Origin of the sequence: Pseudomonas sp. JDS28PS106 (genome assembly GCF_036706555.1) — a bacterium.
Lineage (GTDB): Bacteria > Pseudomonadota > Gammaproteobacteria > Pseudomonadales > Pseudomonadaceae > Aquipseudomonas.
In genome coordinates, this window is record NZ_JBAJGT010000001.1 from 292300 (window position 1) to 317403 (window position 25104).

The window sequence follows — 25104 nt, forward strand, 5'->3', positions numbered from 1 at the left end:
CCTCCTCCCTCGGTTCGGAGAATTCCTATGCAATCGCTCAGACGGGTCTGGGAGCATTTCGAGGAAGGCATGATCGCTTTCCTGCTGGCTGCCATGACGTTGGTGACCTTCGTCTACGTGGCGCTCAACAACCTCTACACACTGTTCTACAACCTCAGCGACCGCTGGGCCTGGAGCAGCGAGATCTTCGCCGGCATCGGCGATCACCTGATGGAATACGCCCAGGAAATGACCTGGAGCGTGGCCTTGACCAAGGCGCTGTTCGGCTGGCTGATCTTCTTCGGTATCTCCTACGGCGTGCGCACCGCCGGCCACCTGGGGGTCGACGTGCTGGTCAAGAAGACCAGCAAGCCGGTGCAACGCATCCTCGCCATGCTGGCCTGCGCGTGCTGCCTGGCCTACGCCGGGCTGTTCCTGATCGCCAGCGTGAAATGGGTGACGGCGCTGATGACCGCCGGAATCGGCGCCGAGGACCTTGATCGCTACGGGATCAAGATCGGCCACATCGCGATGATCGTGCCGTTCGGCTTTGCGCTGATCATCGTGCGTTATCTGGAAATCCTGTATCGCATCTTCACCCATCGCCAGACCGGGCTGGGCCTGGCCGACGAAGCGGCGGAAGCGAGCAAACTGGCCAACCCGGGTGAGGAGCAACACTGATGACGGTCATCTGTCTGTTTCTGCTGTTGTTCGTATTCATGTTCCTGGGCGTGCCGATCGCGATTTCACTGGGTCTGTCGGGCGCGGTGTCGATCCTGCTGTTCAGTCAGGACTCGCTCAGCTCACTGGCGATCAAGCTCTTCGAAACCTCCGACAGCTATACCTTCCTGGCGATCCCGTTCTTCCTGCTGTCCGGCGCATTCATGACCACCGGCGGCGTGGCCCAGCGCCTGATCGACTTCGCCAATGCCTGCGTAGGGCATATCCGCGGCGGACTGGCAATCGCCGCCGTGCTGGCCTGCATGCTGTTCGCGGCGCTGTCCGGCTCGTCGCCGGCCACGGTCGCGGCGGTGGGATCGATTGCGGTCGCGGGGATGGTGCGCTCCGGCTATCCGCGGGAGTTTGGCGCCGGGATCATCTGCAACGCGGGGACCCTGGGCATCCTGATCCCGCCCTCGATCGTGATGGTGGTGTATTCGGCCGCCACCGAAACCTCGGTGGGCAAGCTGTTCATGGCGGGGGTCATTCCCGGCATTCTGCTGGGCGTGATCCTGATGGTGGTGATCTACGTCGTCGCCCGGGTCAAGAAGCTGCCGGCCCAGCCCCGGGCGACCTTCCGCCAGTGGCTGCACACTGCGCAGCGCGCGTTCTGGGGCCTGCTGTTGCTGGTGATCATCCTCGGCGGAATCTATAGCGGCATGTTCACACCCACCGAGGCGGCCGCCGTGGCGGCGGTGTATTCGGCGTTCATCGCGCTGTTCGTTTACAAAGACATGAGCTTCCGGGAATGCCCCAAGGTTTTGCTGGAATCGGGTCGGCTGACCATCATGCTGCTGTTCATCATCGCCAACGCGATGCTGTTCGCCCACGTGCTCACCACCGAACAGATTCCCCAGCAGATCACCAGCTGGGTGCTGTCCGAAGGGCTGACGCCAATCGGCTTCCTGATCATGGTCAACATCGTGCTGCTGATTGCCGGCAGCTTCATGGAGCCTTCGGCGATCATCCTGATCCTGGCGCCGATCTTCTTCCCGATCGCCATGGAGCTGGGCATCGACCCGATCCACCTGGGCATCGTGATGGTGGTGAACATGGAAATCGGCCTGGTGCACCCGCCGGTGGGGCTTAACCTGTTCGTGACCTCGGCGGTCACCGGGCTGACGCTCGGGCAGACCATCCGCGCCGCCCTGCCGTGGCTGTCGATCCTGCTACTGTTCCTGATTCTGGTGACCTACGTGCCGATGCTGTCGCTGGCGCTGCCGAACTGGCTGGGGATGCCGTAGCGCGGCACCCATCGCCAGCAAGCTGGCTCCTACACGATTTGGCCAACGCCACGGACCTGTAGGAGCCAGCTTGCTGGCGATTTTACTTTACGCAGCGCCCATTCCCTTGAAGAACGCCTGGGCGTTGGCCGACAGGGTTTCGATGTGATAACCGCCTTCCTGAATCACCACGCATGGCAGGCCCATGGCGTGGATGCGTTCGCCCAGGCGGCGGAATCCGGCCTGGGTCACGGCGACTTTGGTCTGCGGGTCTTCTTCATAGATGTCGAAGCCCAGCGAAAGCACCAGCACCTGCGGCGCGAATGCCTTGAGCGCGGCTTCGGCGTCGTCCATGCGGGCGAAAAAGTCCGCTTCGCTGGAGCCGTGGGGCATCGGCAGGTTGAGGTTCGCGCCCTCGCCCGCTCCAGTGCCACGCTCGTTCTCGAAGCCTGCTACTACCGGGTAGAAGTTGGTCGGATCGCCATGGATCGAGGCGTAGAACACATCGGCGCGGTCGTAGAAGATTTCCTGGATGCCTTGGCCGTGATGCATGTCGGTGTCGAGAATCGCGACCCGCTCGAAGCGCTCGCGCAACTCCTGCGCGGCAATCGCGGCACTGTTAAGGTAGCAGAAGCCGCCAGCGCCCTCGGCACGGGCATGGTGGCCCGGTGGACGGCACAGCGCGTAGGCGGCAGGCTCTCCGTCGCGCACGACCCGCGCCGCGGCCACCGCGCTCTGGGCTGACCAGTAGGCCGCGTCCCAAGTGTGCTCGCCGACCGGGCAGCTGCCGTCGGTGAGGTAACGGGCGGTCTTGGCGAGAATGCCGCGCAACGCGTTGTTCTCACGAATGAAGATGTTGGACATCACCTCGTCGCCCCAGTCCTCGGGCACGGCGTGCCATTCGGCGTAAGCGGTCTGCAAGTAGTCGAGGTATTCGCGGCTGTGCACCGCCAGCAAGGGTGCAAGGCCCGCGTCTTGCGGCTCCAGCAGTGGGAACTCCAGCGCCTTGACGGCTTCGATCAACGCATCGACCCGCGCCGGCACTTCCTGCGGTGTGCGCATCTGGCCACGGGACAGATAAGTGCGAGGATGATGCAGACGCTGGGCGGGATGGAAAAAGGTTTTCATCAGACGTGGCTCTCTGTGTTGGCGTGGGCGATGACGGCGTTGAGCAGTACGTCGGCGCCCTGGCGCGCATGTTCAGGGGTGATGGATTCGGCTTCGTTGTGGCTCAGGCCACCCGCGCAAGGGATGAACACCATGGCCGTGGGGCAATGGCGGGCCAGATGGATGGCATCGTGGCCGGCACCGCTGACGATGTCGCGGTGGGCATAGCCCAGGCCTTCAACTGCGTTGCGCACCGCCTTGACGCAGGCCGGATCGAAGGGCGTCGCCGGACTCAGCCAGTGCCGCTCAAGGCTGAATCGCAGATCGCGCTCGGCGGCGATGTCCTGCAAGCGGCGCGTAGCCTCCTCTTCCATGGCCGCGAGCACGGCGTCCTCGACATGTCGAAGATCCAGGGTGAATTGCAGGTCGCCCGCGATGGTGTTGCGCGAGGAATGAGCGACCGACAGTTCGCCAACCGTGACCAGCCCCTGGAAATCAGTTGCCAGCTGCTCCAGCGCCGCGAGCATCTGGCCGGTTCCGAACAAGGCGTCACGACGCATCGGCATGGGCGTGGTGCCTGCATGGGCGCGCTGGCCCTGCACCCGCACATCCAGCCAGCAAATGGCCTGGCCGCCGGTCACGACGCCGATGGGCAAACCGTCGTTTTCCAGCACCGGGCCTTGCTCGATGTGCGCTTCAAAGTAGCTGTCGAACTCACGTTGCAGAGGCAGTTCTCCGGCGTAGCCGGTCGCCGCCAGCGCCTCGGCGACGCTGATGCCATCCCGGTCGCGACCGGCGAGGCCATCGCGCAACGGCAGCGCGCCGGTAAAAACCGCCGAACCCAGCATCGCCGGAGTGAATCGGGCGCCCTCCTCATTGGTCCAGACCGCCAGCTCCAGCGGCTTGTTGGTCAGGATATTGTGTTCGTGCAGGCAACGCACCACTTCCAGACCAGCCAGCACGCCATAGACCCCGTCAAATCGCCCGCCGCGCGGCTGGGTGTCCAGGTGGCTGCCCATGACCAGCGGCGGACCCTCCCGACGTCCTTCACGACGCGCGAACAGATTGCCGATCGCGTCCACGTGCAAGGTCATGCCCAGCTCGCGGCACCAGCCGGCGAACAGTTCGCGGCCTTGCTTGTCTTCGGCCGAGAGCGCCGGGCGACTGCTGCCGCCCGCCTCGCCCGGCCCGATCTGCGCCATCGCCATCAGGCTCTGCCACAGTCGATCACCATTAACTTTCAACATCTCATAATCCCTTCTTGGTTCAGGCCGTGGCGGCCTGGCTGCGGACGGCCTGCCGCCGCGACAGCGCCAGCACGCACACCAGCGACAGGCCGGCCAGCAGGGTGTAGAACACCGCCAGCGGCCACCACTGGCCGGTAAAACGGTGGGCCAGCAGCGTGCCGACCAGCGGCGTCAGTCCACCGGCGACGGCGCCGCATAACTGGTACGCCAGCGAGATCGCTGTATAGCGGACCCGAGTCGCGAACACGTTGCTGACAAAGCCGGCGATCACCGCGTAGAAACTGCCCATGCAAATGGTCGCCAGGGCAATGCCCAGGGTGATGCTGAAAATCGTGCCTTGCTGCACGAGCACGAACATCGGGTAAGGCGAGGTCATCGCCAGCAGCGCCGCCAAAGAAAGGAAGCGACCCGCCCCGATGCGCTCGGCGCAACGCGCCGCCAGCGGCTGTGCGATGAACTGGACGATCGCGACCAGGAACAGGCAGTCGAGAATCAGCGAGCGGGAGATGCTCAGCACCTGGGTGGTGTAACTGATCATGAAGGTATTGGTGAAATACACCCCCGCAATGCCCAGGGTGTTGGCGCCGATGCACAGCAACAGAGGCTTGCGCGCGGTCCGGAGGACCTCGATTACCGGCACTTTGGCTGCCTCTTCGCGGGCCTTGAGTTCGGTGAACTCCGGCGACTCGTCGACGCCCAGGCGAATCGCCAGGCCGACCACCAGCAGCACGGCGCTGAACAGGAACGGCAATCGCCAGCCCCAGCTCATCAGGTCGGCTTCGTCCAGGCCGCTGACCGCGCGGAAGGCCACCAGGGAAAGGATCAGCCCAGCCGGGCTGCCCCACTGGGCGAAGGACGCAAAAAAGGTGCTGCGGCCCTTGGGTGCGTGCTCGCCGGCCAGCAAAACCGCGCCGCCCCACTCGCCACCTACCGCCACGCCCTGAATGACGCGCAGCAGGATCAACGCGATGGGCGCCCAGACGCCGGCCTGCTCGTAAGTGGGCAGCAGGCCGATGATGACGGTCACCACGCCCATCATCAGCAGCGTCACGACCAGCGATTTCTTGCGACCGATCCGGTCACCGATATGGCCGAAGATCACGCCGCCCAGCGGCCGGGCGAAGAAACCGACGGCGAAGGTGCCGAATGCGGCGAGCGTGCTCAGCAGAGGATCGCCGGAGGGAAAGAACAGCGCGCCGAACACCAGCGCGGCGGCCGTGGCGAAGATGTAGTAGTCGTACCACTCGATCATGGTGCCGATGAACGCCGCGGCGGCGGCACGCTTGGGTTGTCTGCGGCTCATGACAGGGTCGCTCCGGAGGTCGGAATGGACGGGGTAATGACGGGCGACTGCGCCGCGGGCCACTGAAGAAGGTAATCAGGCGGGGTTGCCGCCGAACGGCAGGCGAGCGAAACGGAACTCGGTACGAGGGATGACATGCACGGACTCCTGGCGTGTGCTGGTTGTTATTGGCAGGAGAAGCTGGACTGCGATTCGCGCTCTGCGGCGCGTTGTCGAAGTGTCCGCTTTCGTGAAAAGATAAGTCAATTTTCTAATTCTTATACTTGGATATTAGGTCTGCTAATAATGAATCCTGTCGGCGATGGTGCTTCACCCCCTCGGATCGAGGCCCGGCGCTTCCTCAACGACCGGCTGGACTGGAACCTGCTGCGCACCTTTCGCATGATCGGCCAGGAAGGCAGCATCAGCCGGGCCGCCGCGCGCCTGCACCTTACCCAGCCGGCGGTCAGCCAGGCGTTGCGCCGCCTTGAAGAGCAACTGGGCTGTACCCTGGTCAAGCGCCGCGGGCCGCGTTTCGTGCTCACCGCCGCGGGGGAAGAAGTGCTGCATATCGCTGCCGATATCTACGGCAACGTCTCGCGACTGGGCGCGGCGCTGGAAACAGCCGACGACACTGTGGCCGGTAAGGTGCGCATCCTGACCATCAGCCGGGTTCAGTCCAGCTGGTACGACGAGTTCCTGGCCGGCTTCCACCAGCGCTATCCGCGTGTTGAGCTGGAGATTGATGTGATGCGCAGCTCCGACGTCATCAGCTCCCTGTTGCAGAAAACCGCGACGCTGGGTCTCGCGCTATGCCGCATCGAGCAGCCGCGCCTGGAGCGGCGTGTACTGCTGGCGCAACGTTACGCATTCTTCTGCGGCGGGCGCCATCCGCTGTTCGGCCGGGACGATCTGACCCTCGCCGATCTACAGAGCGAGAACGTCGTCAGCTTCACCAGCGATCAGCTCGGCGGCAGCCTTTCGCCCTTGACCGTGTTCCGCGACCAGCAAGGCTTTACCGGACGCATCGTCGCCAGTTCGCCCAGCCTCGAAGAAATTCGCCGGCTGATCGGCGCGGGTTACGGCATCGGCTGCCTGCCCGAGCACGTCGTCGCCGAAGACGTCGCGCGCCGGCAACTCTGGCGACTGCCGCCGGACCAGGGTGTCGCCGACGTCGAGATACACCTGCTCTGGCACCGGGAGCAGAAGATGGGCCGCGCCGAAACGCTGTTCCTGCAGGCCTTCGAGGAAGCGCTGGCGAATACGCCGGTCGAGCAGCGCCTCGACGCCGCTGCCAGCGCGACATGAAAGGAACATTGTGGCTGACGGAACGCATGTGGGAGGGAGCTTGCTCGCGACCGCGTTGTGTCAATCGGCTGTTCCGGGCCTGACATGCCGCGGTCGCGAGCAAGCTTCCTCCCACAGGCTCCGCGCTGGCCGCGGATCGTGACCGCCGGTCACCTGCCGAGTCGATGCATGCATCGCTTGGCAACGTCTGCGGGTCGATTCAGGAGAGTGACCGTTCGATAGCCCCATTGAACGGGTTCGCAAGCGCCCGTCACGCCAAGGAGTTGCAGATGACATCGAGTCCCCCCGAGCTGAACCGCCGAACCCTGTGCAAACTGCTCGCCGCCGGCGCTGGCGCTGCGGCCATCGCGCCACAGGCCATGGCCGAACGCTTTGTGGCACCGACCCCGGTCGATGTCGGCAAGGTCGAAAACGGCAGCGTGAAGTTCCCGCCATGGCGAGGTCCCGCAGATACGCCCTCGGCTCCACCGCCCAGCCCCCTGCCGCCGGAGCAGCGCGTCGGTTTCGCCATCGTGGGCCTAGGCCGTCTGTCGCTGGAGCAGATTCTGCCGGCCTTCGGCGAATCCCTGTACGCACGGCCGGTGGCGCTGGTTTCCGGCACGCCGGAAAAGCTCAAGACCGTCGCCGCTCAGTACGGCATCAAGCCGGAAGGCTGTTACAGCTACGAGGATTTCGACCGCATTCGCGACAATCCGGATATCAAGGCGGTGTACATCGTGCTGCCCAATGCCATGCATCGCGAGTTCTGCGAGCGCGCCGCCGCAGCCGGCAAGCATGTGCTGACCGAAAAGCCCATGTCCGTCACGTCCGCCGACGGCCAGGCGATGGTGGACGCCTGCCGCAAGGCCGACGTAAAACTCATGGTCGCCTACCGCATCCAGTACGAGCCTTACAACCTTCGGGCGAAAAAGCTGGTCCGCGACAAGCAGCATGGCCGGCTGGTCGCCTACACCGCGGTCAATACCCAGACTGTCGCCGAGGATGGCGATCGCCAGTGGCGGCACAAGAAGCAGATGGCTGGCGGCGGCTCGCTGCCTGATATCGGCCTGTACTGCCTGAACACCGCCCGTTTCCTCACCGGCGAAGAACCTGTGGAAGTATTCGCGAGCATTTACTCACCGCCGAACGATCCCCGCTACGCCGATGTCGAGGAAACCGTGCAGTTCACCTTGCGCTTTCCCTCCCACACCCTGGCCAGCTGCATCACCAGCTACGGCGCTCGTGACGACAAATACCAGCGCCTCAATCTGGAGTCCGCCGCCGTGGACATGCCAAACGCCTTTCTTTACCAGGGCCAGCGCCTGTCGGTCATCGAGCGCGACGCCGACGCCACCCGCAACGGCGAGCTGACGCTTCAACCCAAGAACCAGTTCGCTCAGGAACTGGACCATATGGCGCAATGCGTGTTGAAAAACCAACAGCCCTGGACGCCCGGCGAGGAAGGCGTGCAGGACCACAAACTGATGGAGGCCATCTACGAAAGCGCGCGCACGGGTCAGCCGGTCAGGTTCGAACCGAGCCCCGGACTGGACCGCTTTCGCGGCACGCCGCCTGCTGAAAGCTGAGGTCCGGTCATTATTCAGGGGCCCGCGCTGTTATGAGTCGGGTCCCTTCATGGCATTCGCCAACGCCATCAGCAGCGCGTCTTCCGAAAAAGGTTTGAACAGGCACTCCACCGCGCCTTGACGCAGCGACTCGGCCAGGGCGCTATCGTCCCAGTGCGCGGACATGCAGATCACTGGCAGACGACTGTTCAGGCGGCCCAGTTCGCGTTGCACATCCATACCATCCAGGCCGCTCATTTTCAGATCGAGCAAGGCACAGCCAGCATCGAATGCGGCAGGCGATGCGAGAAAGGAGGTCCCACAGGCGAACGGCAACGCTTGAAACCCGGCCGAGCGCAGGAGATTGGACAGGCTTCTGCGTACCGATGCATCGTCATCGACCACGCACACCACCACCGGGCCGGGGACGTCTGGTCTGAAGGCTTCGCACCCGGAATCTCTATTCATGCAGGTTCCTGATCCCAGGAGAGTCAATGGGCGCTGTCGTGCGCTCGATCGTGCGGCCGGTCGGCTCCGCACACCGTGCATCCTTGTTGTTGTGGTTCTCGACGACTGCCGGGTCGGCGGACGCAACGGGGCATGACTACAGTAGGCACAAGCAGCGCTTAATGCCATTACCCCGTGGGGTAGGTTTTCCGTGTTTCAGCGCGCCAGTGATCGCCGCGCTCGCTGGACGTTCCGTCCATGAAGGGACCTGGACAGTCATCAGAGGGCCTCATTCTGCCAAAACCGTCGAGGGCGGCTGTCAGCCGTAACCTGATGCGTATACTCGACCCCGGACGACAGGAAGGGTTCACAAGGGTGGCACGATGCTAGAAAAACGTCTTCCTCGAACGCTCTCCAGTGATGAGCCGTCGCTGGATGAAGACTGGCTGAACCAGTGCGAAGTCGCCCTCGTCCGGCATGAAGGCGAGCTGACGTATTGCGAATTGTTCGACCCGCGCACCGCGAGGACCTGGGTCGCGGCACGCGCGCCTATCGAATCGCCCGCTGCCTGCCAACCACTGGAGCGCGACTTCCGGATTCGCCTCGACCCGGAATGGGCTGTCTTGCCTGTGGCCTTCCTGCGTTCGGCCGAAGGGCCACTGATGATTTACCCGCCCTGCGACGACTCGACGGTCAGCGACCTGATCGCGGACGGAGGCGTGACACTCGCGCAGTTCCTGGACCTGGCCACCCAGGCCTTCAAGGCACTGGCCATGGCCCATGACAGCGGCGTGGCACACGGTTTTCTCCAGGCTCATCACGTCATCGTTCGCGCCGATGGCAGTGTCCGGCTCAGTTGCTTCAGGGCCGACACCCTCGAACTCATCAATCCTGACAGTTCCGCCACCCTGCAATGGAATTACCTGGCGCCCGAACAGCTCTGCCCGCACGGTTCGGTGACCGACCATCGAAGCGATATCTACGCCCTGGGCGCGGTGCTCTACCAGTTGCTCACCGGCGAGCTGCCGCTGGCCGGCCGCGACAAGGCCCACTGGCGCCAGCTGCACGCGGGTGTACAGGCCCGAGCGCCAAACGAACTGGATTCGCGAATTCCGGCGCAGCTCAGCCGCATCCTCATCAAGGCGCTGGCGAAAGAGCCCAGTGCGCGCTATCAGACCGCACGAGCGCTGGCGATCGACCTGGAGCACTGCTGTCGCCAGTGGGCGCAACAGCAGTCGATCCCGGAGTTCACACCCGGCGCCGCCGATGTCATGCCGGTCAACAGCGACGCGCTGTTCGGACGTGGTGAAGAGCAGGCGCTGATCGCCAAGGCCCTGCGGACCCTCAGACGCGACAGCAGCCCGCGGATTCTCACCGTCTCCGGCCCCGCCGGCAGTGGAAAGTCCAGCCTGGTCGCCTCGGCCTTGCGCGAGCACAACACCACCTATTGGGCCTCGGGCAAGTGCAGCACCCCGGATCAGGCGGTTCCCTACGGGCCATGGAGCGATATCCTGTCGTCGCTGACCACCCAGTTGTTGGTGAAGAACAGCGCCGACCTGGACTCCATCAAGGCCGACATGGCGTTCCGTCTGGAGGGACGCGGCAAACTGCTCGCCAAGCTTGCACCCTACCTGAAACTGGTCATCGGGCCGATGGCCGGTCTGCCGGAGAAACCCACCAGTCTGGTGCTGGAGAAGGAATACCGGGCCATCCTGGATTTCCTCGATTTTTTCGGCACACCTGGCAAGCCGCTGGTGATTTTTCTCGACGACATGCAGTGGGCGGACGACTCCACCTACCGCCTGCTCAGGGAATACCTGGCCCGCCCGCTGCGCAACACGTTGCTGGCGCTGGCCTGGCGAACCGAAGGCCATGAACCGGCCGATGTCGCCGAATCCGGTCTGCAAACGCTCGTCTGGCCGCCCGCGATCGCTCGCGACGATATCTGTCTGCCTCCGCTTTCCATCGACTCGGTCACGGCATTGATCGCCGAACGTTTTCACGCGGCCGCCGAGAACGTGGCCGAGGTGGCCGGGCTGGTTCATGAGAAGACCGCCGGCAATCCATTCTTCGTCAATCAGATCCTCAAGATCATGGTCGAGGACCGTCTGGTCGAATTCGACAGCCAGGCGATGTGCTGGAAGTGGTCGCTCACGGAGGTGGCCCGGCATCGCTACGCGGACAACGTCGCCGACCTGATGGTGCACCGGCTCGGGCGCCTGCCCGCGTCGCATCGGGAGATTCTGCGCCTGGTGGCCGCGGCTGGAGGCAAGTGCGATGAGGTGCTGCTGGGCGCGCTGACCCGAATCGAGCCCGGCCGCCTCAACCAGCGCCTGCACAGTCTGGCAAACGCGGGCTTTCTGGCGCTGAGTCAGGGCGGGCTGTTCTTTACCCACGACCGGGTTCTGGAAGCCGCCTATGAGCTGACCCCCGCCGCGCAGCGCCCCGGGCAACACGCCCAGATCGCGGTTGCCATGCGCGAGCTGTGGAACGAGGATCTGCAACGCGCGACCTTTGCCATCGCCAACCAGATACACCTGTCGGACAAGAGCGCCTACGCCACCGAACAGACCGCTGACTACATCGCCCTGCTGATGGAGGCCGCGGCTCGCGCTCGCGACGCCGCGGCCTTCGAACAGGCAGCCGGCTATCTGTGCTCCGCCGAAGAACTGCAACGCTCCAGCCCGTGCGAAGCAGTCCGTGAGCGGTTCGCTTTCGCCATCATGTCTCAGGCCGCCGAGTGCGACATGCTGCTGGTCGACATGGCGGGTGCCGAGACGAAAATCGAAGAATGCATGCGGCGTGCCAGGCCGGGACGTGAAAAAGCCCAGGGCCACAAACTCAAGGCCCGGCTGCTGACCCTGCGCTCGGACCATGACGGGGCCATCGACGAAGCGCTCGCGGGGCTTGCCGAGGCCGGCGTATCCCTGCGACGTGGCAGCGCGCCGGAGCTCGTCGCCGCGGAGTACGCGAAGGTGCAGACGCTTATCGATCAGCGCGGCTACGCGGGTCTGCAAGCCCTGCCCCGCCTGGTCGATCCCGACGCGGAAGTAGCAATCGAGCTGCTGGCCACGCTGGCCTGCTCGTTTTCCGCGGAAGACGACCTGCGCTTCCTGCACCTGACCAAGATCGTCGAGCTGTCCCTGGCCCACGGTATCGCGCCCGGCACGACCTATGGTCTTGCCTGGTACGGGGTGATGATCGCCGAGCGCTTTGGCCGGCATCACGATGGCTACGCCTGCTGCGAGGCGGCGTTGCACATGATCGATGCCCACGGGTTCGAAGCGGCCCGGACCGCGACGCTGGTCGCTTTCGATCAGGTCAGTCCCTGGACCGCGCCGATGGATCACGCGAAGCGCCGAGCGCAGGAGGCATTCGATTCGGGCCACCTCAGTGGCGACCTGGCCATGGCCTGTCACGCCTGCCATCACCTGGCTTCGGACTCGCTGATCGTCGGCGACCATTTGCAGGAAGTCGCGGTAGTGGTCGAGCGCGGGCTGGCGGTGGTTCGCCAGTACGGCTACGCCGATGTCGAACGCATCCTCATGGCTCAGGAGCGCTTCGTGCAGGAGCTGTCGCGCAAGACCCCGGCGGCCGCCGCCTCGGCATTCCAGCCCGATCCGCTCAGCGAGCCTGCACAGGCGGGGGCGATGTCGGCCAGTGCGCGATTTTACCTGGCGCTGTACGCCGGCATGTCGGCCTTCTACCTGGGCAACATCGCCACGGCCGTGCGCCGCTTCGAAACGGCGGAACGCCTGGCGTGGTCGGTCCCGGCCCATGTCAACCAGGCCGACCTGCACTTGTTTTCCAGCCTGGCGCTGGGCAGTCCGGAGACGCCCGGCTCGACCGAACACAAGCTCGCAAGGTTGCAGGGGCACCGCGAGCAGTTTGCCCGCTGGGCGGCGGTCAACCCAGTGACCTTTCGCAACAAGCTGCTGTTGATCGAAGGCGTGATCGCCAAGCTCAACGGCGACGGCATGGCGGCGATCCGCAGTTTCGACCAGGCGCAGATCGCCGCCGCTGCCGCGGGTTTCATCCACGAGCAGGCGCTGGCCCACGAGCAACTGGCCGAGGTGTGCATCCCCACCGGCCTGATCTCGGGCGCCAACCTGCACCTGCGCGTCGCCCGCGACTGTTTCCACATCTGGGGTGCCAATGGCAAGGTGCGCCAGCTCGAAACGCTGCACCCGTTCCTGCGCACCCAGCCGATCCAGGAAACCTTCCGCAGCACCTCACAGGCGCGTCTGGATCTGGAAGTGGGCATCGAAGCGGCTCGGGCCTTGTCCGAAGAGGTCTTGTTGGAGCGCCTGATCGAAACGCTCATGAGCCATCTGATGCAGCACTCCGGCGCCGACCATGGCGCGCTGCTGATCGTCAGCGGCGCCGAATTCCAGATGGCGTCGATTGCCGACATCGACGATGACGGCTTGCGCGTGACCATGGAGAATTGCCAGAAATTCCGCACCCAGGCGCCAATCTCGGTGCTCAACGCCACGATGCGCACCAAGACCCATTTCGTGCTGCACGACGCGCTGCAGGAGTGTCCGGATCCGTTCCGTCAGGAACTGCGCCAGCGCAACGCGCGATCCGTACTGTGCCTGCCGCTGGTCAAGCAAGGGGTGCTGATCGGGCTGGTCTACCTGGAGAACCGTCTGGTCCCCAACCTGTTCAGCTCCCAGCGCCTCGCGATGCTGGAAATCCTCGCGTCCCAGGCGGCGGTGTCGTTGCAGGCGGCCAAGTTCTTTACCCGGCTGGCCGAAGACAATCAGATCAAAGCGCAGATGGAAGAACAGCTGCGTCGCTCGCGAGCCGAACTGGCGCGCAGCTCCCATCTGCAAGTGACTGGCGAATTGTCCGCTTCGATTGCGCATGAAATCAGTCAGCCGCTGTTGGGCATCGTGTCCAACGCCGCCGCCAGCCTGCGCTGGCTCAAGCGCGAAAATCCGGATCTGGACGAAGCCATCGCCGGGCTCGAAGATATCCGCGCCGACGGCGAACGCGCCGCCGGTATCGTCCGGGCACTGCGTTCGCTGGCCAAGCAGGCCCCGGCGCAGCTCCGGCCGATGCTGATCGACGATGTGATTCTCGAGGTCGTGCGCCTGACCTCCGCCGAAACGGTCCGCCACGGCGTGACCCTGGAAACCACGCTCGACGCCTCGCTGCCAGTGATGGGCGATCGGGTCCAGATCCAGCAACTGGTCTACAACCTGCTAACCAACGCGCTCGAAGCGATCAGTGGATTTCGCAGCGGAGACGGCGCGCTGTGGGTCACCTCGCGCATCGCCGACGGGGAAATCGAAGTCTGCGTCGACGACAATGGTCCAGGCATTCCGGCCGACGAAGCCGAAAAGATCTTCGGCGCCTTCTATACCACCAAGCCCAGCGGCCTGGGGATGGGGCTTGCCATCTGCAGTTCGGTGGTCAGGGCCCATGGCGGCAGTTTGCATGCCGAGACGTCGCCCTGTGGCGGGGGGCGGATCCGCTTCAACATTCCGCTGGGGGCGGCAGAGCGTGTAGTGACCGATCCATCAGGTTGAAGCCGTCGCGAGCAAGCTCCCTCCCACAAGGAGCGCATATCGCCTGTGGGAGGGAGCTTGCTCGCGACGAGCGCCACGCACAGTCTTCGCCTCCTTGCATCCGCATACCCGCCCCCGGTAGGCTCTCGATCCGTTGAGACCGGCAAACGAAGGCGCAGGCATGCAAGACCGCAATACCCCTAGAACCATTGCCATGGTTCTGTTCGACGGCGTGCTCATGCTCGACGTGACCGGCCCGATGGACGCCTTTTCCATCGCCAACCGCTTCTTGCCCGAGCAGCGGCGCTATCGGCTGTTGACCCTGGCGGCGGATGACGGGCTGGTGCTCAGTTCCAGCGGGCTGCGCGTCAAGGCCGACCTGACGCTGGCCGAGGCACCGGACGAGATCGACCTGTTGCTGGTGCCCGGCGGCCCCGGCGCCTACGACATGACCCGTCCCGCCCTGCAGGCCTGGCTGCCAGAGGCCACGCGCAAGGCCAGACGCTTCGGCGCCATCTGCACCGGGGTCTTCCTGCTGGGTCAGGCCGGACTGCTCAACGGCTATCGCTGCACGACTCACTGGAACTACATCGAACAGCTCGCGCGACGCCATCCCGAAGCGAAGGTGGAGACCGAGCAGATCTATGTCGTGGACCGCAATCTGATCACTTCCGGGGGCATTACCGCGGGGATCGACATGACCTTGGCAATCATCGCCGAGGATCATGGCAAGGAGATCGCCCTGGAGGTCGCCAAAGTGCTGCTGGTGGTCATGCGCCGCCAGGGCGGACAGGCGCAGTACGGCCCGCTGCTGGCGGCGGTGCCACGCGACGGTTCGGCCATCGCCAGGGTTCAGGCCTACGTCGTCGATCATATCGAGGAGGCGTTCACGGTGCAGAGCATGGCCGATATGGCCGCCATGAGCCCGCGCAACTTCGCCCGGGCTTTCCAGCGCGAGGTCAGCCTGACCCCGATGCAGTTCCTGCAGAACGCCAGGATCGATCACGCCCGCCGACTGCTCGAAGGCACCGATCTGCCGCTCAAGGTGGTGGCGACCCGCTGCGGTTTCGGCAGCGCGCGATCCATGCGCAAAGTGTTCTGCGAGAGACTCGGGATTACCCCGAGCCAGTACCGCCAGCAGTTCGGCGCGACGTGAGTCCCCGCTGACGAGGCCGCGACTGCCTGACTTCGGTTCAGCCGGTCACGGCCTCCGGCCAGGCGCTTTCGCCCATCAGCGCGGCGACAGTCCGCTCGCCCAGACCCGGTCCAACGCTCATGCCGAGCCCCGTGTGCATCAGCACCGCGGTGACGCCGTCGCAGGCACGCACCACGCTGAACGGGCCGGGGCCGCGTGAACCGTATACGCCCTGCCAGCGCTCCAGGATCTGCAAGCGGCCGCCCAGCGTGTGCTCGGCCAGGCCGATCATCAATTGATCCACGCCTTCGACATTGAACGGCGAAGCGTCGCGGCCATAATCGTGGGAGTCGCCGATGATCAGATCGCCATAAGGCGTCGGACTGACCAGAAGGTGGATGCCGTGGGCTTCCAGCGCAGGGTTTTCCCTGCGGATCTCGTCACGAATGGCTTGCGCTTCGGGCAGATCGGAAAACGCGCCGTAGTGCACGCAGCTCAGCCCGGTCAACACCGCATGTTGCAGGTCGATCGGGCTTTCCAGGCGGGCGCGCAGCATCTGCAAGCGGCAGACCGACGGGCTGAGCGCTGCCATTTGCGCGGCTAGCAGCGTCTGATAGTCGTGACCTGAGCAGACCACGATGTGCCGGGCTCTGAACGTCCCCGCGGTCGTCACCGCGCAACCGGCTCCCACGTCCCTGACCAGGGTCGAGAAATGAAACTCGACACCCTGCCCGCGCAGGAAATCGACGATCTGCGGCAAGGCCTCGCGGGAAAACAGCTGCTGGTCGTCCAGGCCATGCAGTGCGGCGCGGTGATGGGCGAAGCGGCCGCCGTACAACGCTTCCAGCGCCTGGCCGCGCAGCAGCTCTACCCGGTAGCCCAGTTCGCGGGCGCGGCCGGCGCAAAAGGCTTCGAGCATGGCTTGCTCAGCCTCGGTGCGGGCGAAAATCAGCGACCCCTGGCGTTTGACTGTCAGCCCCGCCGCTGCGCCCAGCTCGGCCCAGAGGCCATTGGACTGACGCGCCAGATCCAGCATCGGCCCGGGAGCCTGGCCGGTCACCAGCGCCTGCCCGAAGTTGCGCACCGAGGCACCCAGCGCGCGGTCGCTACGCTCGAACACCTTGACCTTGAGGCCGCGGCGAACGCCTGCCCATGCATGGGCCAGGCCGAGAATACCGGCCCCGACGATCAGCAGGTCACAATCTTGCTGACTCATTGAATAACTCCTGAATGAAAAGAGGGCCACGCGCGCGGCCGGATCCTGTGGGCGCAGCTTCGAGAATCGACTGCGCCGCGCTTTCACTTGCTGACGAGCTCCGATTTGCCGTCATACCGCTTGCGCCATTCGGCCAGGACCCGGTCGCGGTTCTGCGAGGCCCACTGGAAGTCGTTGGCAATCAGGCGCCGCTCGTAGTCGGCGGGCAGCTCTTCGAAAGGTTTGGCGACGCCCGGCTGGGCCAGCACGGCGAAGTTGGCCTTGTAGAGCTCCATGGCCTCTCGGCTGGCGGCGAAATCCGCCAGCTTCTGCGCGGCCTCCAGCTTGTCGGTCCCTTTGATGATGGCGGTCGCCTCGATTTCCCAGCCCAGACCTTCTTCAGGCAGCACGATGTCCAGGGGCGCCCCCTTGCGCTTGAGCTGAATGGCCGGGTACTCGAAGGATATGCCGATGGGAAATTCCCCGGCCGCTGCCTGTTTGCACGGTTTGGAGCCGGAGTGGGTGTACTGGCCGATGTTCTGGTGCAGCTTGTCCATGTAGGCCCAGCCCCGCTCCTCTCCAAACGTTTGCAACCAGGCGCTGACGTCCAGATAACCGGTGCCTGAAGACGCCGGGTTAGGCATCACGATCTTGCCTTTGTAGACCGGATCGGCCAGATCCTCCCACTTGGCGGGCCGGGGCAGCCCCTGTTTCTGCGCTTCGATGGTGTTGAAGCAGATGCTCGCGGCCCATACGTCCATCCCGACCCAGGTCGGCGGGTTGTCGCTGTCGCGATAATTGGCACCGATCTGCCCCAGATTCGCCGGCGCATAGGCCTCCAGCATGCCCTGCTGTTTAAGGACCGCAAGGCTGGACCCGGCCAGCCCCCATACGGCATCGGCCTGCGGGCGGTCTTTCTCGGCGACCAGTTTGGCGGTGACGATTCCGGTGGAGTCACGGACCCATTTGATCCGGATATCCGGATACTGCTTTTCGAAGGCCTGCTGATACGGCTTGAGCTGCTCGACTTCCAGCGCGGTGTAGACAGTCAGTTCGGTGGCGGCCTGAGCCTGCAAAGTGGCGGCGAGCAGCGCGGCGGCCAAGGCGAGTCGTTTGAACATGGTAAGGCTCCTGGCGGAAACGGATCAGTTGGCCTGGGGGCTTTCGCCCCGGGCAAGACGGGCGTTGATGGCATCGATCACGGGCGGCAGATCGGCCAGGGTATCGATGAGGTAATGGGGACGGCTGGCCGCGAAGAGCGCGTCTATGCGTACCCTCTCCTCGGCCAGTCGTTCGGCGGAAAGCGCCTGATACTGCCGCCAGCTCAAACCCAGGAAATTGCCGGAACAGCGCAAGGCCACCGTCCACATGCCTGCGGCGCGGCCTTCAAGAATGCCGGGCTCGGTATCGTCGACCTTGACGCAGACGGCGACGTCGTCCAGGCCCAGAGCGATGACGTTGGCCAGCGCCTGCGCGGGGCTCGGGCGGCCTTTGGGCACTTCGTCGGTGGCAACCACATGGTCAGGGCGGTAACCCGCGAGCGCGGCCAGCTCCACCACCTTGTCCATCACCACCTTGGGGTAGCCGGAACAACTGCCGATCTTCAGGCCGCGCTGGCGCAGCAGTGTGATGGTGTCCAGCGCTCCGGGAATGAGGGCGGAGTGCTCGCCGACCTTGGCGATCTGCAACGGCATGAATCGTTTGTAGATCGCCGTGACATCCGCGTCGCCTGGCAGGCGGCCAAAGCGCTTGTTGAAACGTTCCGCGACCTGGGGCTGGTCGCACAGGGTGCGAATATGATCCCACTTGCCCATGCCCATGGGGCCGCGGGCTTCGTCGAGGCTGATCTCGATGTCGAACTGAGCGAATGCTTCGACAAAGATGCGGGTAGGCGCGAAGGAACCGAAATCGACCACGGTGCCGGCCCAGTCCAGGACGACGGCTTGCAGATGGTCAGGATGCTGATAACGCATGAAAACTCTCCGTGAGATCAATGACCGGGTGCCGCTCGCCACGCCTGGGAGCGACGCAGCAGGCCACGCGACGCCCAGGCCAGCAGCAGTGAAACGCCGGCGCAGGTGAGAAGGATCAGGGTGGACATGGCGGCCGCGCCGCCGACGTTGCCAGCGTCGTCCATGTTCAGCACGGCGATCGAAGCCAGCAGGCTGTCCGGGCTGTAGAGAAAGATCACCGCCGAGACCGTGGTCATTGCCGACACGAACAGGTAGCGAACGATGTCCAGCAGCGCGGGCAGGCAAAGCGGCAGCGTCACCCGTAGAAAGTGGCGATACAGCGGCATGTCGAGAGACACGGCCGCTGCCTCGAACTCGCCGTCGAGCTGGCGAAGCGCCGCGGCGGCAGTCATCTGCGCCGTGGTCAGGAAATGCGCCACGGTGCAGATCACCAGCAGCGCCATGCTGCCGTAAAGACCGTGCAGCGGATTGCCCGGCAGATTGAAGAAGAATACGTAGCCAAGGCCCAATACCAGGCCGGGCACTGCCATGGGAATGAAGCACAGCAGTCGCAATGTCCGGGTCAGAGGGCTCTGCCCGGTCTTTTCCAGCAGGTAGCTAGCGATGAAGATCACCACGCTGCCGAGCACCGCGCAGCCGCTCGCCAGGATCAGGCTGTTGCCGAACGCACTCCAGCCCCCAGGCAATTCGGAAAAGGCATAATTGTGCAGCGACAGCGACAGGTCATACGGCCAGAACTTCACCAGCGACGAATACACGGCCATTGCGAACACGCCGACCAGCACCGCGCTGGTCGCTGCCACCACCAGCAGAAAACTGCCGTCGCGAATGCCGCTCGCGCTGGGACGATAGACCTGGGCGCGGCCGCTCATGGCGTCGCGCTGACCGCGTCGCAGCCAGAGGTCCACGGCAAAGCTGAGCAAGGCCGGCAACAACAGGAAAAGACCGATCAAGGCGCCGCGGCCGAACTGCTGCTGGCCCAGTACCGCCTTGTAAGCCTCCAGCGCCAGCACCTGGTAATCGCCGCCGACCACCACCGGTACCCCGAAGTCGGTCATGCAGAGCGTAAAGACCAGGCAACCCGCCGCGAAGACACCCTGGCGGCTGCCCGGCCAGGTGATGCTGGCAAAAGCGCGCCAGGGTGAGGCGCCCATGCTCGACGCCGCATCGAACAGTCGAGCGTCGGCCAGCGCCAGGGTACTGAGCAACACCATCAGCGCGTGTGGGAAGGTATAAATGGCCTGGCCCAGCACGATGCCCCAGAAACCGTAAATGCTGTCCGGCAGCCATTCGCGCAGCACGCCCTGATTGCCGAACAGGTAGATCAGCGCAATGCCGGGAAGCATCGAAGGTGCCAGTAGCGGAAGCAGCGAAATGGCGCGCCACAGTCCCTTGCCGGGAATACATGTGCGCTGCAACGCGTAGGCGAAGGTATAGGCCAGCGGCAACACGATCGAGACCACTGTCAGCGCGCTGGTCAGACTGTTGCCGAGCAGCCAGCGAAAGTTCGCACTGCCGAACAATTGCGCCGCTGCAACCAGCCCCCCGCCCTGACCCGGTTCACCCGCCAGACCGCGCCAGAGCATGGCGCAAAGCGGCAGCACCACCGCCAGCAGCAGCAACCCCAGCAAGATCCACTGACCGCCGCGAACAAACAGACGGTCCGCGAGATCCGCAGGATAGCCACGGGCGAACCTGCGAGTCGTGATTTCCATGACCTGCTCCATCAGACGAACACCTGCAGGCTGTGCGGAGGCAGCGCGACGCGGATGCGTTCGCCTGACAATGCCGGCATGGCGTCAGGCGCCAGCTCGGCCAACAAGGCATGGCCCGGCAAATCATCCAGCTCGAAGCTGAGGCGGCAGCGGTTGCCGAGGAAGGTCATTTCCCGCATGCGCGCCGCGAACAGGTTGTCCTGTTGCCCGGCCGGGTTGACCAGCACCGCTTCCGGACGACAGAACACATGTCCGGCGGCAGTGGCGCCGCTTTGCGCCAGACGCAGTCTCAGCGATCCCACATGCGCATGTCCGCCGTCGCGCCGACACGGCAGCCAGTTGCCGCGGCCCACGAATTCAGCCACGAAGGGGGTCGCAGGCCGGTCGTAGATCGTCTGAGGTGCCGCAAACTGTTCGACCCGTCCCTGATTCATGACCGCGATGCGGTCGGCCATCAGCATGGCTTCGTCCTGGTTATGGGTCACCATCAGAGTGGTGATACCGAGCTGGCGTTGGAGACTGCGCAGCCCGGCGCAGAGGTGATCGCGCACCTTGGCATCGAGCGCCGACATAGGCTCGTCGAGCAACAGCAAAGAGGGGTTTGGCGCCAGCGCCCGGGCCAGCGCGACACGCTGCTGCTGACCGCCGGACAACTGGGCGGGGTACTTCTGTTCGCTGCCGGTCAGCCCGACCAGCTCAAGCATTTCAGCAACGCGCAGGCCAGTGGCGCTGCTCTGCCGGCCCAGGCCATAGGCAATGTTGTGGGCGACGGTCAGATTGGGAAACAGGGCGTAGGACTGAAACAGGATGCCGTAGTCTCTGGCTTGCGGCGGGAGCGCGGACACATCGCGGCCGGAAAAATGGATGCGTCCGCGATCCTGTCGCTCCAGACCCGCGATGCAGCGCAGCAAGGTGGTCTTGCCGCAGCCCGATGGCCCGAGCAAGCACACCAGTTCTCCGGCCGCGACATCCAGCGACACGCCGTCTAGGGCCTGAAAGGCGCCGAAGCCCTTGTGAATGTCGCGCAATTGCAGATCGACGGTGGCCATGCAGGTTAACCTCGTTTGAAATCGAACGAGTGTCATCCTGGACCTGGCTCACTAAAGCTTTATGGCATTTGGGCAAAAGCTGCCGATAGTGGTATCGGTGTTTTTATGATGCGGATCAGTCGCCGGCCTCGGCGTGCTCCCTGGCAATGGCCAGAAATGCGGCCGGCAGCCGTGCCTGACGGCGTTCGCGCAGGCAATACAGATATTCCGGAATAAGCGGCGCGTTCTCTAGGGCGACGATCCTGAGGTCCGGGTTGTCTGGAACCTCGTGGCGAGCAATGACGCTGATTCCGATGTTGCGCAGCACGGCCTCGCGTATCGACTCCCGGCTGCCGATTTCCAGCAGCGTTCCCGGCACCACCCCCGATTCGCGCAGCATCTGGTCGGTCAGCAGACGCGTTGTCGAACCTGTCTCGCGCATCAGCAGACAATGCCCGGCCAGCGCCGAGGCCGGCAGACGGCTGTGGACCGCCAGGGGATGATGGCGATGCACCGCCAGGACCAGCGGGTCCTGACCCAGCACGATCCGGGTGAAACGCGCGTCCTGCTCCAGTTGCGATGAGGCCGCCAGGTCGACCCGGTATTCCTCCAGCGCTTCGATGACCTGCTGAGAATTGCCGATTTCGAGCGTTACCTGGATCTGCGGCATGCGCTCGCGGAACAGCCGCAAGAGTTCGAGCACGTAATACGGCGCGGTTGCCGCGATTCTCAAGCTTCCCTGCAAACGCCCGCTGTTGCGCAGGAAAAACTCGATATCGGCCTCCTGCTGCAACAGTGTCTGAACCATGGGCAGCAGACGAACGCCGTCGTCGCTGAGGGTCAGACGCCGGCCACCCCGGTAGAACAGCTCGACGCCATATTGCGCTTCCAGATTGCGGATCTGCGTGGTCACCGTCGGCTGACTCAGGCCGAGCTTTTTGGACGCCTGGGTGATGCTGCCCAGGCGGGCCACCATATGGAATGATTTCAGCTCGGCGCAAAGCATGATCAGCCTCGCGTCGCAACGGCCAGCGGCGGCGTGCGGGGCGGCACAACCCGCTTCGATCCCAGCGCTTCGAACGCGGCGCCCAGGCGCAGCAGGTTCGAATCGTCGTAGGCGCGGCCGGCAAAGGTCAGCCCGACCGGCATGCCGATATCGGCCATGACGCCCATGGGCACGGTCACTGTCGGCACGCCCAGATGACGGATGGCGAGGTTGCCGTTGGCGACCCAGACGCCGTTGCTCCAGGCAATGTCCGCCGCCTGCGGATCGACATCGGCGTTGGCTGGCGCGACGTCGGCCACCGTGGGGAACAGCACCGCGTCCAGACCGAGCCCGTCCATCCAGTCCTCCAGATCGATCTTGCGGGTTTTTTCCAGCCCGCGCAGGCCGTCCGGCAAGGTCGCGATCTGGTCCCAGGGCATGATGCCCCGCTCGGCCATGCGCACATACTCGTCCATGCCGGCGGCCAGGTCGTCCTCGCGATTGGGCAGCGTGCCGGGGTCATGGGGAAAGATCTTCGCGCCGTCGACGTCCGCGAGCCGGTTCAGGGCCGGGTCGCCGTTGGCCCGCAGAAAATCGTCGAAGCCCCAGGCCGACAGCTCCCAGAGTTCGTCATGAAGAAATTCCTTCGAGACCAGCCCGCGATTGAACACCGTCGGCGCGCCGGGCCGGTCGCCTTCGCAATTGGAAACCAGCGGGAAGTCGACATCGATGACTTCCGCTCCCGCCGCCTGGAGCGCCGCGCGCGCTTCTTGCCAGAGGTCGATCACCGTGGGCCGGGTATCGATCCGCTGTCCGGTCGGACCGCCGATGCCCGGCTTTTCGGAGGTTCCGGCATCCGGGTCGGCGTTGATGTACATGCGCGGGACGCCCAGGCGTTTGCCGGCCAGCGCGCCGCTGCCACCCGCGAGCTCCAGGTAAGACGCGGGCCGCACCGAGGCGACCGACGGGATCGGTACCCAGGGTTGCAGCCGCCACAGGTCGCCACGTTTTTCGGTGTCCTCGGCCACGACCACGTCCAGCACTTCAAGCAGATCGGCCATGGTCCGCGCGTAGGGCACCACCACGTCCATGGTCGGGGTCAGCGGCCAGTTGCCGCGAACCGAAATCACCCCGCGCGAAGGGGTGTAAGCGCACAGGCCGTTATTGGACGCCGGGCCGCGTCCGCTGGACCAGGTCTCCTCGGCCAGGCCGAAGGCCGCGAAACTGGCGGCCGTCGCAGTGCCGGCGCCGTTCGAGGAGCCGGAGGCGAAAGGCGCGGTCAGGTAATCGCCGTTGTAAGGACTCTCCGCACGCCCATAGACCCCGCGCTGCATTCCGCCATTGGCCATGGGAGGCATATTGGTCTTGCCCAGGCAGATGGCGCCGGCGGCCCGCAGCCGCTCCACAGTGAAGGCGTCGCGGTAGGCGATCAGGCTGGCGAAAGCCGGGCTGCCGGACGCCGCCGTAAGCCCTTTGACCAGATAGCTGTCTTTGGCCGTGTAGGGAATGCCGTCCAGCGGACCCAGGGTTTCACCGCGCGCGCGTCGGGCGTCGGAGGCCTGGGCCTCGGCCAGCGCCTCGGGGTTGAACACCACCACGGCGTTCAGGGCGGTCGGGGTGTCGGGCCGGTCATAGGCGTCGATCCGGGCCTGGTAGGCCTTGACCAGTTCGACGGCAGTCGTGGTGCCGGATTCGAGCGCGGCACGCAATTCGGCGATGGAGGCTTCAGTCACCTCGATCATAATGTTTCCTCGGCCAGAAATCGGAAAGCGGACAGTCCACGGGTATCAATCGGGCCTGTCTTGAAAATTGGCCGACAGCTTAACGTGGCTGCATCAGCGCCGCCATGCCCGGCGGCGCCTTGGCACCCCCGAGCCGGTTCATTTTCGTGACCAGCAGGTCTGGAATCGAGGGCAAGAGCGGCGCCCGCCTGCAAGCCAGGCGAGCGCCCGCCCGAGCATCAACTCAGCTGCGTTTTCAGCTCTCCGCGCAGCAGGGTCTTGATCGTCACCAGGTGTTCTTCCTCATGCAGCAGCGGTTCCTTGAAGCTGGCGGCGATATGCGGATGATTGGCCTGTTCGGCCAGTTCGATCAGCAGTTCCCAAGCTGCGTTGTCGGTCAGCTCCAGGGTCAGCATGGCATTGAGGCACTGCGCCATGTTGGTCCGGGGGTCGGTCAGCACCTGCATGATGCCCTGTGCCATGGTCCCGGCGACCTGGGCGCTGGGGGTCACGGTGGTCGGGTCGGCGCCCAGCGTTTCGATCGTCTCACGCAGCAAGTGCATGTGCTCGGCTTCCTGGCGCTGGATATCGCGCAGGCTGTGCAACATCTCGGGACGGGCATCCGGCGCCGCCTCGACCTTGGCGAGAAACGCTTCGTACAGCCGCACGCCGGTTCGTTCGTAGCCGAGCCGCTCGCCCAGCTTGTCGACGAACAGTTCCGGGCGCTTGCCCATCAGCATATCCACGCCGGTCTTGAGCACACCCTTGAGGGTGCCGGGCGGCGGAACGGAGCCGATCTGCTCGGCGGCCGCTTCCTGCTCACGGATGAAGCGAACACGCTCGACGGTGATGCGCGTCGCGTCCCCCGGCACATCCGGCGGAAACTGTTCAGTGGCTTCGATCTGGCGTTGGGTGTCTTCGGGCGACATTTGCGTGCCGGTGCGGTTCAGGCCCAGAGGGGATGATCGGGTCATGACGA

General features: G+C 64.7%; 18 protein-coding genes. 6 read left to right on the forward strand and 12 right to left on the reverse strand.

From position 1 onward, the window contains the following. Positions 1-27: 27 nt before the first annotated feature. Both TRP66_RS01245 and dctM read left to right on the forward strand, forming a co-directional pair. The gene (locus TRP66_RS01245; RefSeq protein WP_333399497.1) at positions 28-660 is read left to right on the forward strand and encodes a TRAP transporter small permease; all 633 of its coding nucleotides are present in this window, start codon (positions 28-30) and stop codon (positions 658-660) included. Continuing rightward, positions 660-1943: a C4-dicarboxylate TRAP transporter large permease protein DctM gene (dctM, locus tag TRP66_RS01250; protein WP_333399498.1), complete on the forward strand. Its 1284-nt coding sequence runs from the start codon at positions 660-662 to the stop codon at positions 1941-1943. The genes TRP66_RS01245 and dctM overlap by 1 nt, the downstream gene beginning before the upstream one ends. 87 nt (positions 1944-2030) lie before the next feature. Here dctM and TRP66_RS01255 read toward each other — a convergent pair whose 3' ends face one another. From TRP66_RS01255 to TRP66_RS01265, 3 genes are read right to left on the reverse strand one after another with little or no spacing between them, the layout of a single operon-like run. Further along, on the reverse strand, positions 2031-3050 hold the full coding sequence (locus TRP66_RS01255) for a histone deacetylase family protein (protein ID WP_333399499.1): 1020 nt from the start codon (positions 3048-3050) through the stop codon (positions 2031-2033). After that, positions 3050-4276: a Zn-dependent hydrolase gene (locus TRP66_RS01260; RefSeq protein WP_333399500.1), complete on the reverse strand. Its 1227-nt coding sequence runs from the start codon at positions 4274-4276 to the stop codon at positions 3050-3052. Before TRP66_RS01260 ends, TRP66_RS01255 begins: the two co-directional genes overlap by 1 nt. Positions 4277-4295: 19 nt before the next feature. Continuing rightward, positions 4296-5579: an MFS transporter gene (locus TRP66_RS01265; protein ID WP_333399501.1), complete on the reverse strand. Its 1284-nt coding sequence runs from the start codon at positions 5577-5579 to the stop codon at positions 4296-4298. A 285-nt stretch (positions 5580-5864) separates the two neighbouring features. Between TRP66_RS01265 and TRP66_RS01270 the strand changes: the two genes are divergently transcribed. Then, positions 5865-6866, forward strand: coding sequence for a LysR family transcriptional regulator (locus TRP66_RS01270; protein ID WP_333399502.1), 1002 nt, complete (start codon positions 5865-5867; stop codon positions 6864-6866). Positions 6867-7135: 269 nt separating this feature from the next. Further along, positions 7136-8431: a Gfo/Idh/MocA family protein gene (locus TRP66_RS01275; RefSeq protein WP_333399503.1), complete on the forward strand. Its 1296-nt coding sequence runs from the start codon at positions 7136-7138 to the stop codon at positions 8429-8431. A gap of 30 nt (positions 8432-8461) precedes the next feature. Here the strand turns inward: TRP66_RS01275 and TRP66_RS01280 are convergent, their stop codons facing one another. Next, on the reverse strand, positions 8462-8878 hold the full coding sequence (locus TRP66_RS01280) for a response regulator transcription factor (RefSeq protein WP_442965148.1): 417 nt from the start codon (positions 8876-8878) through the stop codon (positions 8462-8464). A 362-nt stretch (positions 8879-9240) separates the two neighbouring features. On the opposite strand from TRP66_RS01280, the gene TRP66_RS01285 reads away from it, so the two are divergent. Both TRP66_RS01285 and TRP66_RS01290 read left to right on the forward strand, forming a co-directional pair. Next, positions 9241-14394 carry a trifunctional serine/threonine-protein kinase/ATP-binding protein/sensor histidine kinase gene (locus TRP66_RS01285; protein WP_333399504.1) on the forward strand — a complete coding sequence of 1718 codons (5154 nt, stop codon included), beginning with the start codon at positions 9241-9243 and terminating at the stop codon, positions 14392-14394. A gap of 160 nt (positions 14395-14554) precedes the next feature. Continuing rightward, on the forward strand, positions 14555-15529 hold the full coding sequence (locus TRP66_RS01290; RefSeq protein ID WP_333399505.1) for a GlxA family transcriptional regulator: 975 nt from the start codon (positions 14555-14557) through the stop codon (positions 15527-15529). A 37-nt stretch (positions 15530-15566) separates the two neighbouring features. Here TRP66_RS01290 and TRP66_RS01295 read toward each other — a convergent pair whose 3' ends face one another. From TRP66_RS01295 to TRP66_RS01330, 8 genes are all read right to left on the reverse strand, one after another. Then, positions 15567-16724 (reverse strand): TIGR03364 family FAD-dependent oxidoreductase, encoded by a 1158-nt coding sequence (locus tag TRP66_RS01295; protein ID WP_333399506.1) that lies wholly within the window; start codon positions 16722-16724, stop codon positions 15567-15569. A gap of 83 nt (positions 16725-16807) precedes the next feature. Beyond that, complete coding sequence (locus tag TRP66_RS01300) at positions 16808-17824, reverse strand: putative 2-aminoethylphosphonate ABC transporter substrate-binding protein (RefSeq protein ID WP_333399507.1); 1017 nt, start codon at positions 17822-17824, stop codon at positions 16808-16810. Positions 17825-17848: 24 nt separating this feature from the next. After that, a complete protein-coding gene (gene phnX / locus TRP66_RS01305; protein ID WP_333399508.1) occupies positions 17849-18676 on the reverse strand; it encodes a phosphonoacetaldehyde hydrolase in 828 nt (275 codons plus the stop codon). Between the two features lie 17 nt (positions 18677-18693). Continuing rightward, positions 18694-20403, reverse strand: coding sequence for a putative 2-aminoethylphosphonate ABC transporter permease subunit (locus TRP66_RS01310; RefSeq protein WP_333399509.1), 1710 nt, complete (start codon positions 20401-20403; stop codon positions 18694-18696). Beyond that, positions 20403-21440, reverse strand: a complete 1038-nt coding sequence (locus tag TRP66_RS01315) for a putative 2-aminoethylphosphonate ABC transporter ATP-binding protein (RefSeq protein ID WP_333399510.1) — start codon at positions 21438-21440, stop codon at positions 20403-20405. The genes TRP66_RS01310 and TRP66_RS01315 overlap by 1 nt, the downstream gene beginning before the upstream one ends. Positions 21441-21555: 115 nt before the next feature. Next, positions 21556-22425: a LysR family transcriptional regulator gene (locus TRP66_RS01320; protein ID WP_333399511.1), complete on the reverse strand. Its 870-nt coding sequence runs from the start codon at positions 22423-22425 to the stop codon at positions 21556-21558. Between the two features lie 2 nt (positions 22426-22427). Beyond that, positions 22428-24146 (reverse strand): amidase, encoded by a 1719-nt coding sequence (locus tag TRP66_RS01325; RefSeq protein ID WP_333399512.1) that lies wholly within the window; start codon positions 24144-24146, stop codon positions 22428-22430. Between the two features lie 218 nt (positions 24147-24364). Then, positions 24365-25099: a ferritin-like domain-containing protein gene (locus tag TRP66_RS01330; RefSeq protein WP_333399513.1), complete on the reverse strand. Its 735-nt coding sequence runs from the start codon at positions 25097-25099 to the stop codon at positions 24365-24367. Positions 25100-25104 lie beyond the last annotated feature (5 nt).